The organism is Streptomyces sp. NPDC055966 (assembly GCF_042269865.1).
GTDB lineage: Bacteria > Actinomycetota > Actinomycetes > Streptomycetales > Streptomycetaceae > Streptomyces.
The window spans coordinates 112537-128171 of sequence record NZ_JBHJYK010000024.1; the positions used below are offsets into that span (position 1 = coordinate 112537).

Annotated in this window: 12 protein-coding genes and 2 pseudogenes; 5 read left to right on the forward strand and 9 right to left on the reverse strand. The window is 72.5% G+C overall.

What is annotated here, in order from left to right:
* Positions 1–29: 29 nt before the first annotated feature.
* From ACFC8N_RS38785 to ssd, 7 genes and pseudogenes are all read right to left on the reverse strand, one after another.
* Positions 30–368 (reverse strand): annotated as a pseudogene (locus tag ACFC8N_RS38785) (Rv3654c family TadE-like protein); the annotation flags it as partial.
* A complete protein-coding gene (locus ACFC8N_RS38790) occupies positions 365–703 on the reverse strand; it encodes a TadE family type IV pilus minor pilin (RefSeq protein ID WP_376293787.1) in 339 nt (112 codons plus the stop codon). The pseudogene ACFC8N_RS38785 and the gene ACFC8N_RS38790, both read right to left, overlap by 4 nt.
* A gap of 22 nt (positions 704–725) precedes the next feature.
* The gene (locus ACFC8N_RS38795; protein ID WP_356029337.1) at positions 726–926 is read right to left on the reverse strand and encodes a DUF4244 domain-containing protein; all 201 of its coding nucleotides are present in this window, start codon (positions 924–926) and stop codon (positions 726–728) included.
* Between the two features lie 72 nt (positions 927–998).
* Entirely contained in the window at positions 999–1778 is a 780-nt protein-coding gene (locus ACFC8N_RS38800) for a type II secretion system F family protein (RefSeq protein ID WP_376293789.1), read from the reverse strand.
* A gap of 61 nt (positions 1779–1839) precedes the next feature.
* Entirely contained in the window at positions 1840–2685 is an 846-nt protein-coding gene (locus ACFC8N_RS38805) for a type II secretion system F family protein (RefSeq protein WP_376293828.1), read from the reverse strand.
* Positions 2686–2762: 77 nt separating this feature from the next.
* Entirely contained in the window at positions 2763–3980 is a 1218-nt protein-coding gene (locus ACFC8N_RS38810) for a TadA family conjugal transfer-associated ATPase (protein WP_376293790.1), read from the reverse strand.
* On the reverse strand, positions 3977–5083 hold the full coding sequence (gene ssd, locus ACFC8N_RS38815) for a septum site-determining protein Ssd (RefSeq protein ID WP_376293792.1): 1107 nt from the start codon (positions 5081–5083) through the stop codon (positions 3977–3979). Before ssd ends, ACFC8N_RS38810 begins: the two co-directional genes overlap by 4 nt.
* A gap of 593 nt (positions 5084–5676) precedes the next feature.
* On the opposite strand from ssd, the gene ACFC8N_RS38820 reads away from it, so the two are divergent.
* Positions 5677–6507, forward strand: coding sequence for an HAD-IB family hydrolase (locus ACFC8N_RS38820; RefSeq protein ID WP_356029346.1), 831 nt, complete (start codon positions 5677–5679; stop codon positions 6505–6507).
* A gap of 369 nt (positions 6508–6876) precedes the next feature.
* On the opposite strand, the gene ACFC8N_RS38825 is transcribed toward ACFC8N_RS38820, so the two are convergent.
* Positions 6877–7701, reverse strand: coding sequence for an oxidoreductase (locus tag ACFC8N_RS38825; protein ID WP_362821699.1), 825 nt, complete (start codon positions 7699–7701; stop codon positions 6877–6879).
* Positions 7702–7801: 100 nt separating this feature from the next.
* On the opposite strand from ACFC8N_RS38825, the gene ACFC8N_RS38830 reads away from it, so the two are divergent.
* Positions 7802–8794 (forward strand): ATP-binding protein, encoded by a 993-nt coding sequence (locus tag ACFC8N_RS38830; RefSeq protein ID WP_376293795.1) that lies wholly within the window; start codon positions 7802–7804, stop codon positions 8792–8794.
* A 31-nt stretch (positions 8795–8825) separates the two neighbouring features.
* On the opposite strand, the gene ACFC8N_RS38835 is transcribed toward ACFC8N_RS38830, so the two are convergent.
* Complete coding sequence (locus ACFC8N_RS38835; RefSeq protein ID WP_356029353.1) at positions 8826–10091, reverse strand: hypothetical protein; 1266 nt, start codon at positions 10089–10091, stop codon at positions 8826–8828.
* A 480-nt stretch (positions 10092–10571) separates the two neighbouring features.
* Between ACFC8N_RS38835 and ACFC8N_RS38840 the strand changes: the two are divergent.
* The 3 genes and pseudogenes from ACFC8N_RS38840 to nhaA all read left to right on the forward strand — a co-directional run.
* Positions 10572–11819 (forward strand): annotated as a pseudogene (locus ACFC8N_RS38840) (carbonic anhydrase); the annotation flags it as partial.
* Between the two features lie 116 nt (positions 11820–11935).
* A complete protein-coding gene (gene acs / locus ACFC8N_RS38845) occupies positions 11936–13891 on the forward strand; it encodes an acetate--CoA ligase (RefSeq protein ID WP_376293798.1) in 1956 nt (651 codons plus the stop codon).
* Positions 13892–14125: 234 nt separating this feature from the next.
* Positions 14126–15568, forward strand: coding sequence for a Na+/H+ antiporter NhaA (gene nhaA, locus ACFC8N_RS38850; protein WP_356029357.1), 1443 nt, complete (start codon positions 14126–14128; stop codon positions 15566–15568).
* Positions 15569–15635: the final 67 nt, after the last annotated feature.

Consider the following 15635-nt stretch of genomic DNA (forward strand, 5'->3'; position numbering starts at 1 on the left):
AACGGGCCTCTTCCCGCGGCCGCCGTCACGTCCGAGGTCTCGCCCACGATCGCGCACCGCACCAGCCGTACCCCCTGGGCCGCCGCCACCCGCCCGGCCCGGGCGCAGGCCGCCGCCCCGCCCTCGGCCCAGTGGTCCGCCGCCGCGAGCGCGGCCAGATCCGCGCCGCCGGCCGCGCGGTGCCGGACGACGACGGCGTGCCCGAGCGCGAGCACGGCACCGAACACCACGCACAGCAGGGCGATCACCCCGAGGCTCCACACGGTGGCGGACCCCCGGTCCCGGCCGGCGCAGGGCCGGTCCTCCGGGCAGTCTCTTCCCCGGCATCCGCAGGCAGGGCCGCCGGTTCGCCCGACCTTGCCTGTCACGGCCCCTCCTCCCGCGCTCCCACCGTCTCCTCGGCCAGCGCCATGGCCTGCTCGCGGACCTCGAAGGGCAGCCCGCCGAGCACCGGCGGTCTGGCCGTCACCGTCACCCGGACCTGGTCGCCCACGCGCTCCACGGTCACGCGTGCCCCGCGCGGTGCCGCCTCCCGGGTCACCGTCACCACCGCGTCGGCCGGGTCCTGCCGGGCGGCGGCCCGGGCGCCCGTGCGGGCCGCGTCCACGCACTGGATCTGCGCCGCCACCACGAGCAGCCCCCAGACCAGCGCCATCGTGAACGCCACCAGCACGCAGAGCACCACGGCCGCCTCGGCCGTCACGAACCCCCGGTCCGCCCCTCGCTCACATCCGCGCACTGAGGGCCCTCTTCACGATCGACTGGAGCTCGGCCCGGACCTGGCCGCTGGTGACGACCTCGTAGAGCAGCACCGCGAATCCGACGGCCGCCAGGATCCCCATCGCGTACTCCGACGTGACCATGCCGGCGTCCCTGCGGCCCCTGCCCCGCAGCCGCACCACGACTTCCTTGATCTTCCTGTTCATTCCAACCCCCGTGAGATTTCAGGTCTTTTGTGTTCATGCACGTCTAGTCGCTCTCGTTCGCCCCCGTACGCCTCACCTCCCTCCCCGCACGCCGCCCGCGAGTCCGATCACGACGGGGAGCACGCCGACGGCGATGAAGGCGGGCAGGAAGCACAGGCCCACGGGCGCCGAGATCAGTACGGCGGCGCGCCGGGCCCGGGCGGTGGCCCCGCGAGTCCACTGCGCGCGGGCGTCCGAGGCGAGGCGCGCGGCCGGGGCGGCCGCCGGCAGCCCGGACTCGTCGGCCCGCGCCAGCAGCCGCGCCAGCGCCGCCGCGCCGGGCAGCGCGGCCAACCGGCGCCACGCGTCGGCCGGTTCACCGCCGAGCCGGACCTCCGCCGCGCCCCGCGCCAGCGCCTGGCCGACGGGCCCGCCGAGCGCCTCTCCCACCGCCTGGGCCGCGATCACCGGACCGGCACCGGCCGCGATACAGGCGGCCAGCAGATCGGCGGCGAGCGGGAGTCGGCGTGCGGCCTCGGCCCCGTCCGCCGACTCCACCCCGGCGGCCGCCGCCCGCCGGCTGTGCCACCGCCACAGCCCCGCACCGACGGCCAGTCCCAGGGCGGCCCCGGGCAGGCCACCGACCAGCGCCCACGCGCCGCACCCGGCCCCGGCCGGCGGCAGCCACCGCCGCAGCGCGCCCGCGACCTCGAAGGAGCGCCTCGGCACCGGCACGTCCAGCCCCAGCAGCTCGGCCATTCGACGCCGCGACCGGCGTCGCCGCCGCGCCAGCTCCAGCCGTCGGACCGCCCACCCGACGCCCAGCACCACGACCACGGCCATCCCCACCCTGTGGACAACTTCCGCGCTCATACCGCCCGTTCCCCTCGCCTCTCCGCGTCTCTCCGCGTCTCTCGCCTTCCTGGCCTCCCCCTCACACCGCCTCCGCTCCCCGCACGATCCGGGCCGCCCACGCCGTCCCCGCCGCTTCGAAGGCCGCGCCGACCGTCAGGCAGCCCAGGCCCGCGCCGGTGTGGAGCAGGACGTGGAGCGGGTCGGCGCCCATGGCCGTGCCGAGGAGCAGGCCGAGGGCGGGGAGGGCGGCGAGCAGTACGGCGGTCGCCCGAGCGCCCGACAACTGCGCACGCAGGTCGGCGCGTTGGTCCCGCTCGGCGCGCAGAGCCGCGTCCAGCCGGTCCAGGCCGACCGCGAGTCCGGCGCCCTGGTCCACCGCCACCCGCCAGCACGCGGCCAGCCCCAGCAGTCCCTCGGCACCCGGCTGCCGGGCCGCCGTGGCGAGCGCGCCGGGCACGTCCCCGCCGAACCGCGCCGCCGCGACCACGGCCCCCTGCGCGTCGCCGAGCCCTCCGGTGTCCCGGGCCGCCTGTGGCAGCGCCTCCCCCGGCTGTCGTCCGGCACGCACCTCCCCGGCGAGGGAGCCGCACAGGGCGATCACCGCGTCGGCCCGCCGCTCACGGTCGCGTGCGGCCTGCCGCGCCCGCCGGACCCTGCGCAGCACCGGCACCCCGGCCGCCCCCGCGACGACCGGAATCAGCGAGGCACCCAGCACCGCCAGCAGCAGTCCGGCCGCGAGCGCCCACCACTCGGCCCCCAACCTGCCGCCCAGCCGCCGCAGTTCCCCGCTCAGCCGGTCCCACGGAGGCGGCCCGGTCGGCACGACTCCGCCGCCCGCGAGCAGCAGCCGCGCCCGCCGCATCCCGTAGTGCCGCCCGCCCAGCAGCCAGACCAGCGCGACGAGGCAGACCAGCGCCGCGCCCATGGACATCCCGGACAGCCCACCGGTCCCACCGATCCCGCCGATTCCTGCGACCCCACCGACCACGTCCGTCCCCTCCCTCACCGGTCCCCCTCTCGCTCGTCTCCGAGGTCGCCCTCGAATTCGCCTGCCGCGCTGAGCAGTTGCTGAAGTCGCCCCCAGCCCCGTTCGCGGACGAACGCCCGCTCTCCCCAGCGCAGCGCGGGTACCGTCCGCACCAGGCCCGCGCCGTCCCGCTCCAGCACGTGCACCTCGGCGATCCGGCGCCGCCCGGACCGGTCCCGTACGAGGTGCAGGACCACGGAGAGCGCGGCCGCCAGCTGGCTGTGCAGCGCGGCCCGGTCGAGCCCGGCGGCCGTGGCCAGCGCCTCCAGCCGGGCCGGGACGTCCGCCGCGGCGTTGGCGTGCGCCGTGCAACAGCCGCCTTCGTGACCGGTGTTGAGGGCCGCGAGCAGGTGCACGACCTCGGGGCCGCGCACCTCCCCGACGACCAGCCGGTCGGGCCGCATCCGCAGCGCCTGCCGGACGAGGTCCTCCAGGGTGACCAGGCCGGCGCCCTCCTGGTTGGCGGGCCGGGTCTCCAGCCGCACGACGTGCGGGTGGTCCGGCCGCAGCTCGGCCGAGTCCTCGGCGAGGACGATGCGTTCGCCGGCTCCGACCAGGCCCAGCAGGGCACTGAGCAGGGTCGTCTTGCCGCACCCGGTGCCGCCGCTGATCAGGAAGGACAGCCGGGCCGCGAGCAGCGCCCGCAGGATCCGGTCGCCGCCGGGCGGCACCGTGCCGGCCGCGACCAGCTCCTCCAGGGTGAACGCCCGGGGCCGTACGACCCGCAGGGACAGGCAGGTGCAGCCGACGGCGACCGGGGGCAGCACCGCGTGCAGCCGGGTGCCGTCGGGCAGCCGGGCGTCCACCCACGGCCGGGCGTCGTCCAGGCGCCGTCCGGCGACGGCGGCCAGCCGCTGCGCGAGGCGTCGTACCGCCGCGGGATCGGGAAAGGTCACCGAGGTCGGTTCCAGGCCGCGGCCGCGGTCGACCCAGACCCGGTCCGGGGCGCAGACCAGGACGTCGGTGACGTCCGGGTCGGCGAGGAGGGGCTCCAGCGGGCCGCTGCCGACCAGTTCGCTCCTCAGGTGTGCGGCCGCGCCGAGGACTTCGGCGTCGCCGAGCACGCGGCCCTGTTCACGCAGGGCCTGGGCCACGCGCGCGGGAGTGGGTTCGCCGCCGCTCTCGGCGAGCCAGCGCCGGACGCCGTCGAGCAGGGCGGCGCCGTCGGCCCGGGCGAGTCCGGGGAGTGTCATCGGGCGCCTCCCGCCTCGACCAGCGCGCGCTCCCAGAAGGCCGTGCAGAAGCGGGCGAGCGGGCCGCGACCGGTGGCCCCGGGCGGTTTCGCGCCGCCCTGGGGACGCAGCAGCGCCGGCTCGACCGGGACCTCGCCGGCCAGTGGCAGGCCGAGCAGCCGGGCCACCTCACGGCCGTCCAGGCCGGGCGCGTACGGCCCGCGGACCGCCACGCGCACGTCGCGGACGACCATGCCGACGGCGGACGCCACCCGTCCGGCGGCCGCGACCGCCCGCAGGTCGGCGGGGACGACGAGCAGGGCCAGATCGAGCTGGGCGAGGGCTTCGGCGACGCCGTCGTCGAGGCGGCGGGGCAGATCGACCACGACCGTGCCGCCGCGCCGCCGGGCGGCGGCGAGCACCGCGCGCACCGCCTGGTGCGGGACGGCGACACAGTCGCCGCGGTCCCAGCTGAGCACGCGCAGCGCGTGCAGTTCCGGCAGGGACTCCTCCAGCGCGCCGCCGCCGACCCGGCCGCGCGAGGCGGCGAAGGCCGGCCAGCGCAGCCCTTCGGCGCTCTCCCCGCCGAGGAGGACGTCGAGTCCGCCGCCGAGCGGATCGGCGTCCACCAGGAGGGTGCGCAGGCCCTCGCGCGCGGAGGTGACGGCGAGAGCGCACGCGAGCGTGGAGGCGCCGGCCCCGCCCCGGCCGCCGATCACCCCGACGGTGAGGGCCGGGCGGCCGACCCCTTCGGCGACGTCGGCGATGCGGTCGACCAGCCACTGCTCGCCATCGGGGAGCATCAGGACGTGGTCGGCGCCGATCTGCACGGCGCGTTTCCACACCCCCGAGTCGTCCTGGTCGCGGCCGACCAGGACCACTCCGCGTCGGCGCGCGGCCCCGCCGACCCGCCGGGCCGCGTCGTCGCCGACCAGGACGAGCGGGGCCGTCTCCCAGCCGTCGCCGTGGTCCGGCACCCCGTGATGGACCTCGGGTGTGGCCCCGGCGGCCGCGCACAGGCGCAACAGGTCGTCCAGAAGTTCGGCGTCCTCGGTGACGATGAGCGGCCGTCCCGGGCGTCCCGGCGCGCCGGGCGGTGGGTCGTGGGTGACGGTTCCGGTCACGGGTGTTCCCCCTTCGCTGCATGGGCCGCGCAGCCCCTGCGGCCCCGCGATTCCCAAAGATGCGGAGAACCGACAAGCGGCCCCCCATATGAACGGCCGACGGAAACCGGCCATACGCGCTCCGACAATCGGATCCGGCCATGAACTCGCCACGGCCGCAGCGCGCTGGAATCACGGTGCAGCGGTCCGCGAAATAATGTGGATCTTGGTGGAAAACTGTGGACAACTCAGGGCCTGTGAATATCTCCATCACCCATACCGGTGATGCCCGTACTGATCCCTGTGCGACTTCCGCAGAGCAGCGCAACGATTACCGTGAGTAACGAATCATGGGCGCACGGAAGCGGCGGCCGCAGCGGCGCGAGGGCGGCCGTACGGTCGCGGAGCGAGAGGAGAGGCGGACGAAAAGGCGTCCGGACATGCGACGACCCCCGCCGGGGGGGAGAGCGGGGGTCGTCCCCACGGCCGACTCGGGGGGGGAGGAGTCGGACCGGGTTAGCACGGTCGCGAACGATCCGTGACTTCCATGGTGTACCCGAGAGCCCTCTCAGGCAAACCCACACGCCCCACCTTACGCCGAATGGTGGGCGCCTATGCTCAGGGGCGTGGAAAACCACTCCTTGCCCCGCGCAGCGGCGTTCTTTGACCTGGACAAGACGGTCATTGCGAAGTCGAGCACGCTCACCTTCAGCAAGTCCTTCTACCAAGGCGGGCTGATCAACCGCAGGGCCGCGCTGCGTACCGCATATGCCCAGTTCGTCTTCCTGGCCGGCGGCCTGGATCACGACCAGATGGAGCGGATGCGCGAGTATCTGTCCGCCCTGTGCCGCGGCTGGAACGTGCAGCAGGTGCGGGAGATCGTCGCCGAGACCCTGCACGACCTGATCGACCCGATCATCTACGACGAGGCCGCCTCCCTCATCGAGGAGCACCACACGGCCGGGCGGGACGTGGTCATCGTGTCGACCTCGGGCGCCGAGGTGGTCGAGCCGATCGGCGAACTGCTGGGCGCGGACCGGGTGGTGGCCACGCGCATGGTCGTCGGCGAGGACGGGTGCTTCACCGGCGAGGTGGAGTACTACGCGTACGGCCCGACCAAGGCCGAGGCGATCCGCGAGCTGGCCGCGTCCGAGGGCTACGACCTCGACCGCTGCTACGCCTACAGCGACTCGGCGACCGACCTGCCGATGCTCCGGGCGGTCGGACACGCGCACGCGGTCAACCCGGACCGCGCGCTGCGGCGCGAGGCACTCGCGCGCGGGTGGCCGGTCCTGGAGTTCCGCCGGCCGGTCCCGCTCAAGAAGCGGCTGCCCTCGCTCTCCGTACCGCCCCGCCCCGCGCTCGTCGCGGCGGCGGCCGTCGGAGCGGCGGCCGCGACCGCCGGCCTCGTCTGGTACGCCAGCCGACGCCGCAGCACGGCCTGAACTTCGCCCGTTTCACCCCTGTTTGAACCTGAAAGTAAAGAAGTGCAGGCAGGGGTTCCGCTTCCTCCGGGCTCGCGGTAGAAAGAACCTAGGCCCGCGAGACCAAAGGACATCCGAGAGGATCACCTTTCACTACGCACTTGGCCCACGGACCCCGCATGGACACCGGGCACCCACGCGACGTCGACCCGTCGATTACGGGCCAGCCGCACCAGGTGACGGGCAAAGTCCCCGACCTGATGGGCACATATCGAGGACGCTTGGTAACCGGGTGAGCATGCCAGCGGCGGTACGAGAATTCGTACCGCCGCAACCCTGTCCGGCGCCTCTCGCGCACTTCCGGCGCCCGGGTCGCCGCCTCGCGCCGCCTCAGGCCGCGCCGCGCTGGAGCGCCTCGCAGACCGCCGTCGACTCGCGCACACCCAGCTCGACCGCCTTGCCGCAGTGGGCGATCCACGCCGCCATGCCCTCGGGGGTGCCGGAGACGTAGCCGTCGAGGGCCGCCAGGTAGGCGGCGCGGCCCAGTTCGGCGTATCCGACCTCGGCCGGGCAGATCGCCTTCGGGTCCAGGCCGCTGCCGATCAGGACGATCCGCTCGGCCGCGCGCGCGACCAGACCGTTGTGCGACACGAAGGGCCGCAGCGCCAGCAGTTCGCCGTGCACCACGGCTGCCGTGACCAGCGCGGGCGCGGACGTCCCGGCGATGATCAGGTCCGCGAGCCCCTCCAGCCGGCCGGAGACCTCCGCGGCGTCCGGCAGCGGCAGCTCGATCAGCGGCTCGTCCACCGCCTCGCCCGCCAGGCGCGGCCGGCCGACCTCGTCGCCGCTGCTCGCCGCGGCCACCAGGTGCAGCCGGGCCAGCACCCGCAGCGGCGACTGCCGCCAGATGGACAGCAACTGCCCCGCCTCGGCCGACAGCCGCAGGGCCGCGCCCATCACGCGCGCCTCGGCGTCACCGCTGAAGTCGGTACGCCGCCGCACCTCCTCCAGAGCCCAGTCGGCGCCGGACAGCGCGGCGGAACCGCGGGCGCCGCGCAGGGCCGCCTCGGCGGTGATCTCGGTGCTGCGGCGCCGCATGATCCGGTGTCCGTAGACCCGGTCCACGGCCTTGCGCACGGACTCCACGGACTCAGCCACACCCGGCAGCGAGCCCAGGGCGGAGAGCGGATCGGCGGTCGCGCCTGTCGTACTCATGAGTACGACACTACGCACCACAGTGCCCCACCCCTCGAAGGAGTGGTCTTCTTCACTCGGACCGCCACATGCAGCTATCAGCTGACTACCGTTGGTGAACATGAAAATTGCTTTCGTCGGGAAGGGCGGCAGTGGCAAGACCACGCTCTCCTCCCTCTTCATCCGCCACCTCGCGGCCGCCGGTGCCCCGGTGGTCGCCATCGACGCGGACATCAACCAGCACCTCGGTCCCGCACTCGGACTCGACGAGGCGGAGGCGGCCGCGCTGCCCGCCATGGGCGAGCGACTGCCGCTGATCAAGGACCATCTGCGCGGCGCCAACCCGCGCATCCCCTCCGCCACCACGATGATCAAGACGACCCCGCCCGGCGAGGGCTCGCGCCTGGTCCGGGTGAGCGAGCCGAACCCGATCTACGACGCCTGCGCACGCCCGGTGGAACTCGACGGCGGCGCCGTCCGTTTGATGGTCACGGGCCCCTTCACGGACGCCGACCTGGGGGTCGCCTGCTACCACTCCAAGACGGGAGCGGTGGAGCTGTTCCTGAACCACCTCGTCGACGGCCCCGACGAGTACGTCGTGGTCGACATGACGGCCGGTTCGGACTCCTTCGCCTCCGGCATGTTCACCCGCTTCGACATGACGTTCCTCGTCGCCGAGCCGACCCGGAAGGGAGTCTCCGTCTACCGCCAGTACAAGGAGTACGCCCGCGACTTCGGCGTCGCCCTGAAGGTCGTCGGCAACAAGATCCAGGAACAGGACGACATCGACTTCCTGCGCGCGGAGGTCGGGGACGATCTGCTCGTCACGGTCGGTCACTCGGACTGGGTGCGCGCCATGGAGAAGGGGCGACCTCCCCGGTTCGATCTCCTGGAGGAGGCCGGCTCCCGCGCCCTGCACACCCTCAAGGACACCGTGGACGCCACGTACGCCCTGCGGGACTGGGAGCGCTACACGCGCCAGATGGCGCACTTCCACCTGAAGAACGCCGAGGCGTGGGGCAACGAACGCACGGGAGCCGACCTGGCCGCTCAGATCGACCCCGACTTCGTGCTCAGCGAGAGCGCCGGTGCGGGCGTGGCGGCTCCCGCCTGACAGCATCCGGCCGGCAACTCCCGCCTGCCGCCTACTGCCTGACCGCCGGCGCCCCGGGTACGCCCTTGGGCGCCGGAGCCGGACGACCGGAGAGGAAGGACGCCCAGCCCTGGCGGGGCGCCTCGCCCACCGTCAGGGTGCGCAGCTTCTCCAGGGTCTTCGGGTCCTGCGCGTCCAGCCAGTCGGCCAGTTGGTGGAACGACACACAGCGCACGTCGGGCTTGTTGCACACCTCCTTCACCGTGTCCTCGACGGCACGCATGTACGTGCCGCCGTTCCAGGACTCGAAGTGGTTGCCGATGATCAGCGGCGCCCGGTTGCCGTCGTAGGCCCGGTAGAAGCCCTTGACGAGGCCGTCGCGCATCTGGTCGCCCCAGTAGTCGAACTTGTCGGGGTCGCCCTGGGTCTGGGTGCCGGACTGGTTGACCATGAAGTTGTAGTCCATGGTCAACTGCTCGAAGGTATGGCCGGGGAAGGGGACCAGTTGCATGGACAGGTCCCACAGGCCGTCCTTCTTCTTGGGCCAGACCTGGTTGTCGACGCCGCTGGAGTCGTAACGGAAGCCCAGCTGACGGGCCGCCTCCGTGAAGTTCTTCTGACCTTCCAAGCAGGGCGTGCGGGCGCCGATCAGCTCCTTGTCGTAGTCGAAGGGCAGCGAAGCCGAGTTCTTCATGCCGGTGTTGGTCTTCCACGTCTTCACGAACTGCTTGGCCTGGGCGATCTCGCTCTTCCACTCGTCCACCGACCAGGTGCCGACGCCGCCGTCGGGCCCGCAGAAGTGGCCGTTGAAGTGGGTGCCGATCTCATTGCCCTCCAGCCAGGCCAGCCGCGCCTGCTTGACGGTGTCGGCGATCCCCTTCTGGTCGTTGAAGCCGATGTCGGAGCGGCCCGGCGAGTGCTGCGGGGGCTTGTAGAGGTCACGCTTGGCCTCCGGCAGCATGTACACGCCGCTGAGGAAGAAGGTCATGGTCGCGTGGTTCTCCTTGGCGACCTTACGGAAGTGCGAGAACAGCTTCTGGCTGTCCTCGCCGGCGCCGTCCCAGGAGAAGACGACGAACTGGGGCGGCTTCTGACCGGGCTTCAGCCGCTCGGGCCTGGGCAGATGCGGCTGTGCGCCGGTGTACGCGGTGGACCCGTCGCCGATCAGCCGGACGAGGCTCCGGGGCGGCGGCGCCGCCTTCTGGGGGCCGGGCGCCCCTTCCTTCGAACCGTGGGAGCCGGTCGCGCAACCGGCGAGTGACGAGGCACAGGCCGCGGCAGCCACGACGCCGACGGCGATCCTCTGGGTGGCGGTCATGTGTTCCGCCCACCTTCTTCCTTCTCTCAGGTAAACGCTGGCGAGGTCGTTTTCTGGCGATCTGCCGGGCTTGAACCGACAGCGCGGCCAACGTCGCACGGGACCGAGAAGGAATTAGTACGACAAGCCGATCAAATGATTACTTCGCCCATCCGAGGGATCTCATGAGTCATTTGCCCCGCAAAGCTATACCGCTTCTTTACGTTGCGTTACTCTTCATTTACTGAGAGTGCCCCATCCCGCCCCAGTCCGCGACCACGCCGCCCCGGAGGAGACGGGACCATGCCCACCTGCGCATCCCCTCACGCCCAGCACCCCGCCGGCCTGTCCGCGTCGACGTCGACGTCCGTCGCGGTCCTCCTGATCGCCCTGTCCCCGTCTCTCGGACTCGGCTGCGCGGACCTCGTCGCGCCCCTCGCAGTAGCTGCCGTGCTGCTGACGGTCCCGATCCTGGAGGAGATCCCGCTCGTCCCCCTCGCCCGCATCACGCATGGCCGGCAGAAAGGAGCCCATCACGGAGGAGTCCACGACCAGTTGACCTTTCTCGCGGTGCACCGACCCGGCGGGGCCTTCCCGCTCATGCCCCAAGGCGCCCACGCCGTCACGAACGCCCGCATCGCGCGAGGCGGCACGGCCGACCTGTCGGGCCGACACGGCACACCCCGGACCGTCGCCGGACCGAACCCGCCTGCCGCCGGGCCGACTTGGCCCGGCACCGAGTCGGCCAGAGCCAACGCCGAATCGACCGGAGCCGCCACCGGGCTGATGGCGTCCACCATCCGGTCGGCCGGCTCCAGCGCCAGATCCGTCACCGACTCGGCCCGGTCCGCGCTCTGCCGGTGTCGGCCCTGGACGCCGTGGCGTGCCCACCAGGACTGCGTCACGGGTGCTCCGGCCTCTCCGGCAGGACAGGAGACGGCGGGAGAGGTGGCGGCGGCGAGGGAACTCGCGCGTGGCATCAGCTCGTTCCAGCGTCACACCGCGCCGCTGGTGCGAGCGGAGCTGGCGCAGCTCGCCAGGGACGGCCAGCGGCCCGCACAGCTCTTCCTGACCTGTGCCGACTCCCGGCTCGTCACATCGATGATCACCGCCAGCGGCCCCGGCGACCTGTTCGTCGTCCGCAACGTCGGCAATCTGGTGCCGCCACCGGGCGAGGAGCACGGCGACGACTCGGTGGCGGCGGCCATCGAGTACGCGGTGGAGGCGCTCGGGGTGCGCTCCATCACCGTGTGCGGTCACTCCGGATGCGGGGCGATGCAGGCGCTGCTGTCCGGCGAGTGCGGGGGCGGGGGCGGGGACGGCGGCAGGGGCGGTGATTCCGGAACGGCGGGGGCCGGGACGGCAGCCGGTGCCGCGGGCGCCGCCGAGGCCGTGGTCACCCCCCTGCGTCGCTGGCTCCGGCACGGGCTGCCGAGTCTCGCGCGGATGGACCGGGAGGACTGCTGCGCCCGGCCCCGGCTGACCGGTCGGTCCACGGTGGACGCCGCGCACGCCATGGACGCCGTGGAACGACTGTGTCTGGTCAACGTGGTCCAGCAGTTGGAGCACCTGCGGGCGCACGGGCCGGTGGCGCGGGCGTTGGCCAGGGGCGAGCTGGAGCTGCACGGGATGTACTTCCACGTGGCCGAGGCGCGGGCGTATCTGCTGGTGGAAGCGGAGGGCGGCCGGGTGTTCGAGGACGTCGCCGAGGGTGTCGTCGCAGGAGAGGAGGCACATGGTGCCGTGTGAGTCCCACGTCGTCGATAGGTCTACACCAATTTCGTCGACGACTCTTGTCACCGGGCCCCCGCGTCTGATGAGCTGTGGGCTGGGACACAACGGACACCCTTCGAAAGGGAGATGTCGTGAGCAACGAAAGCCTGGCCAACCTGCTCAAGGAAGAACGCAGGTTCGCGCCGCCCGCCGACCTGGCCGCGCACGCCAACGTCACCGCGGAGGCGTACGCACAGGCCAAGGCTGACAGGCTCGGCTTCTGGGCCGAGCAGGCCCGTCGGCTGACCTGGGCCAAGGAACCGACCGAGACGCTGGACTGGTCGAACCCGCCGTTCGCGAAGTGGTTCAAGGACGGCGAGCTGAACGTCGCGTACAACTGCGTGGACCGCCACGTCGAGGACGGACTCGGCGAACGGGTCGCCATCCACTTCGAGGGTGAGCCCGGCGACAGCCGCTCGATCACCTACGCGGAGCTGAAGGACGAGGTCTCCAGGGCGGCCAACGCCCTGCTGGAGCTGGGTGTCCGCAAGGGCGACCGGGTCGCCATCTACATGCCGATGATCCCGGAGACCGCGATCGCGATGCTGGCCTGCGCCCGTATCGGCGCCGCGCACTCGGTCGTCTTCGGCGGCTTCTCGGCCGACGCGCTCGCGACCCGCATCCAGGACGCCGACGCCAAGGTCGTCATCACCTCCGACGGCGGCTACCGCCGCGGCAAGCCCTCCGCCCTCAAGCCCGCCGTGGACGAGGCGATCGACAAGGTCGACAACGTCGAGCACGTGCTGGTGGTGCGCCGTACCGGCCAGGACGTGGCCTGGGACGACACCCGGGACGTCTGGTGGGACGACCTCGTCGGCCGGCAGTCCGCGGAGCACACCCCGGAGCCCTTCGAGGCCGAGCACCCGCTGTTCATCCTCTACACCTCGGGGACCACGGGTAAGCCGAAGGGCATCCTGCACACCTCCGGCGGCTACCTCACCCAGGTGGCGTACACCCACCACGCCGTCTTCGACCTCAAGCCCGAGACGGACGTGTTCTGGTGCACGGCCGACGTCGGCTGGGTCACCGGGCACTCGTACATCGTCTACGGCCCGCTGGCCAACGGCGCGACGCAGGTCATGTACGAGGGCACCCCGGACACCCCGCACCAGGGCCGGTTCTGGGAGATCGTGCAGAAGTACGGCGTCACGATCCTCTACACCGCCCCGACGGCGATCCGGACGTTCATGAAGTGGGGCGACGACATCCCCGCGAAGTTCGACCTCAGCAGCCTGCGCGTCCTCGGTTCCGTGGGCGAGCCCATCAACCCCGAGGCGTGGGTCTGGTACCGGAAGAACATCGGCGCCGACAAGACCCCTGTCGTGGACACCTGGTGGCAGACCGAGACCGGCGCGATGATGATCTCGCCGCTGCCCGGCGTCACCGAGGCCAAGCCCGGTTCCGCGCAGACCCCGTTGCCCGGCATCAGCGCGACCGTCGTCGACGACGAGGCGCACGAGGTGCCCAACGGCGGCGGTGGCTATCTGGTGCTGACCGAGCCGTGGCCGTCGATGCTGCGCACCATCTGGGGCGACGACCAGCGGTTCATCGACACCTACTGGTCACGCTTCGAGGGCAAGTACTTCGCCGGTGACGGTGCGAAGAAGGACGACGACGGCGACATCTGGCTGCTGGGCCGGGTCGACGACGTCATGCTCGTGTCCGGCCACAACATCTCCACCACCGAGGTGGAGTCGGCCCTCGTCTCGCACCCTGCTGTCGCGGAGGCGGCCGTCGTCGGTGCCGCCGACGAGACCACCGGCCAGGCCATCGTCGCCTTCGTCATCCTGCGCGGCACGGCCTCGGAGGACGACACGCTCATCGGCGCGCTGCGCGACCACGTGGGCGCCACGCTCGGCCCGATCGCCAAGCCCAAGCGGATCCTGCCGGTGGCCGAGCTGCCGAAGACGCGCTCCGGCAAGATCATGCGCCGCCTGCTGCGCGACGTCGCCGAGAACCGCCAGCTCGGAGACGTCACGACGCTGACGGACTCGTCGGTCATGGACCTCATCCAGACCAAGCTGCCGGCCGCCCCCGGCGAGGACTGACCCGCACGGTCCGAGGACCGACCCGCACCGCCCGCGAAGGGGCACCCGGCCGACGCGCCGGGTGCCCCTTCGGCGTCCGGCGTGAGGATCACCGGTCCCGGACCGCATCCCTCCGCCCTTGGGTAAACGAGCAATCTTAGGTAAGCTAAGTAAAGCGTCAAGAACGCGGCAAGGGTGTGCCGGGAAGTCTGGTCGGCGAAGTGAGCCGTCCTGCCTACCCACCGGAGGTCCCCCGTGACCGCGCCCCGCGCCCGCACCAACGCCCGCAAGGTCCTCGGACGCCTGTCCCTGCCCGAGCGGTCCTTCGTGGCGGACGCGCTGCGCACCGAGACCGTCGGCGGCATCCTGCTGCTGATCGCCGCCGTCACGGCCCTGGTCTGGGCGAACGTCCCCGCCCTCCGCCACAGCTACGAAGCCGTCAGCCACTTCCGGCTGGGCCCCGGCGCGCTCGGCCTGAACCTCTCCGTGGCCCACTGGGCCGCCGACGGCCTGCTCGCGGTCTTCTTCTTCGTCGCCGGCATCGAGCTGAAGCGCGAACTGGTCGCCGGGGACCTGCGCGACCCGAGGGCGGCCGCGCTGCCCGTGGTCGCCGCGCTGTGCGGCATGGCCGTACCGGCGCTCGTCTACACCCTCACCAACCTCACCGGACACGGCTCGACCCAGGGCTGGGCGGTGCCCACCGCCACCGACATCGCCTTCGCGCTCGCCGTCCTCGCGGTCATCGGCACCTCGCTGCCCAGCGCCCTGCGCGCCTTCCTGCTCACCCTCGCGGTCGTGGACGACCTCTTCGCGATCATGATCATCGCGATCTTCTTCACGGACCGGCTGAACTTCGCCGCCCTCGGCGGGGCCGTCGCCGGGCTGGTGGTCTTCTGGCTGCTGCTGCGCAAGGGCGTGCGCGGCTGGTACGTGTACGTGCCGCTCGCGCTGGTGATCTGGGCGCTGATGTACAACAGCGGCGTGCACGCCACCATCGCCGGTGTGGCGATGGGGCTGATGCTGCGCTGCACCGCCCGGGACGGCGAGGAGCACTCGCCCGGCGAGCACGTCGAGCACCTGGTGCGCCCCCTGTCGGCAGGGCTCGCCGTGCCGGTGTTCGCGCTGTTCAGCGCCGGGGTGACGGTCTCCGGCGGGGCGCTCCAGGACGTGTTCACCAGGCCGGAGACGCTCGGCGTGGTGCTCGGGCTCGTCATCGGCAAGACGCTCGGCATATTCGGCGGCACCTGGCTGACCGCCCGTTTCACCCGCGCCTCGCTCAGCGACGACCTCGCCTGGGCCGACGTCTTCGCGGTGGCCTCGCTCGCCGGCATAGGCTTCACCGTCTCGCTGCTCATCGGCGAACTCGCCTTCGCCGGTGACGCCGTCCTCACCGACGAGGTGAAGGCCGCCGTCCTCACCGGATCGCTGATCGCGGCGGTGTGTGCGACGGTGCTGCTGAAGATACGCAACGCCAGGTACCGCAGGCTGTGCGCGGAGGAGGAGCGCGACGACGACCTCGACGGCATCCCGGACGTGTACGAGCAGGACGACCCGGCGTACCACCTGCGCATGGCCGAGATGCTTGAGCGCAGGGCAGCCGAACACCGGCGCATCGCCGCCGAGCGGGCCGCAGCGGCCCGCCACGGGCTTGCGGAAGTGGCGGGCGGGGCAGGCGAGGAGGACGACCGTCCGGCATGATCTGACGAGACGGTACAAAACAAGACGGCCACACAGCAGGACGGCCGGGCCGGACGGCCGCACGAGC

Bases quoted from the DNA above. Each gene is read 5' to 3' on its own strand.
- ACFC8N_RS38795 (WP_356029337.1), bottom strand. From the start codon at position 926: ATGAACAGGAAGATCAAGGAAGTCGTGGTGCGGCTGCGGGGCAGGGGC.
- ACFC8N_RS38800 (WP_376293789.1), bottom strand. From the start codon at position 1,778: ATGAGCGCGGAAGTTGTCCACAGGGTGGGGATGGCCGTGGTCGTGGTG.
- ACFC8N_RS38805 (WP_376293828.1), bottom strand. From the start codon at position 2,685: ATGGGCGCGGCGCTGGTCTGCCTCGTCGCGCTGGTCTGGCTGCTGGGC.
- ACFC8N_RS38810 (WP_376293790.1), bottom strand. From the start codon at position 3,980: ATGACACTCCCCGGACTCGCCCGGGCCGACGGCGCCGCCCTGCTCGAC.
- ACFC8N_RS38820 (WP_356029346.1), top strand. From the start codon at position 5,677: ATGCTCAGGGGCGTGGAAAACCACTCCTTGCCCCGCGCAGCGGCGTTC.
- ACFC8N_RS38825 (WP_362821699.1), bottom strand. From the start codon at position 7,701: ATGAGTACGACAGGCGCGACCGCCGATCCGCTCTCCGCCCTGGGCTCG.
- ACFC8N_RS38830 (WP_376293795.1), top strand. From the start codon at position 7,802: ATGAAAATTGCTTTCGTCGGGAAGGGCGGCAGTGGCAAGACCACGCTC.
- ACFC8N_RS38835 (WP_356029353.1), bottom strand. From the start codon at position 10,091: ATGACCGCCACCCAGAGGATCGCCGTCGGCGTCGTGGCTGCCGCGGCC.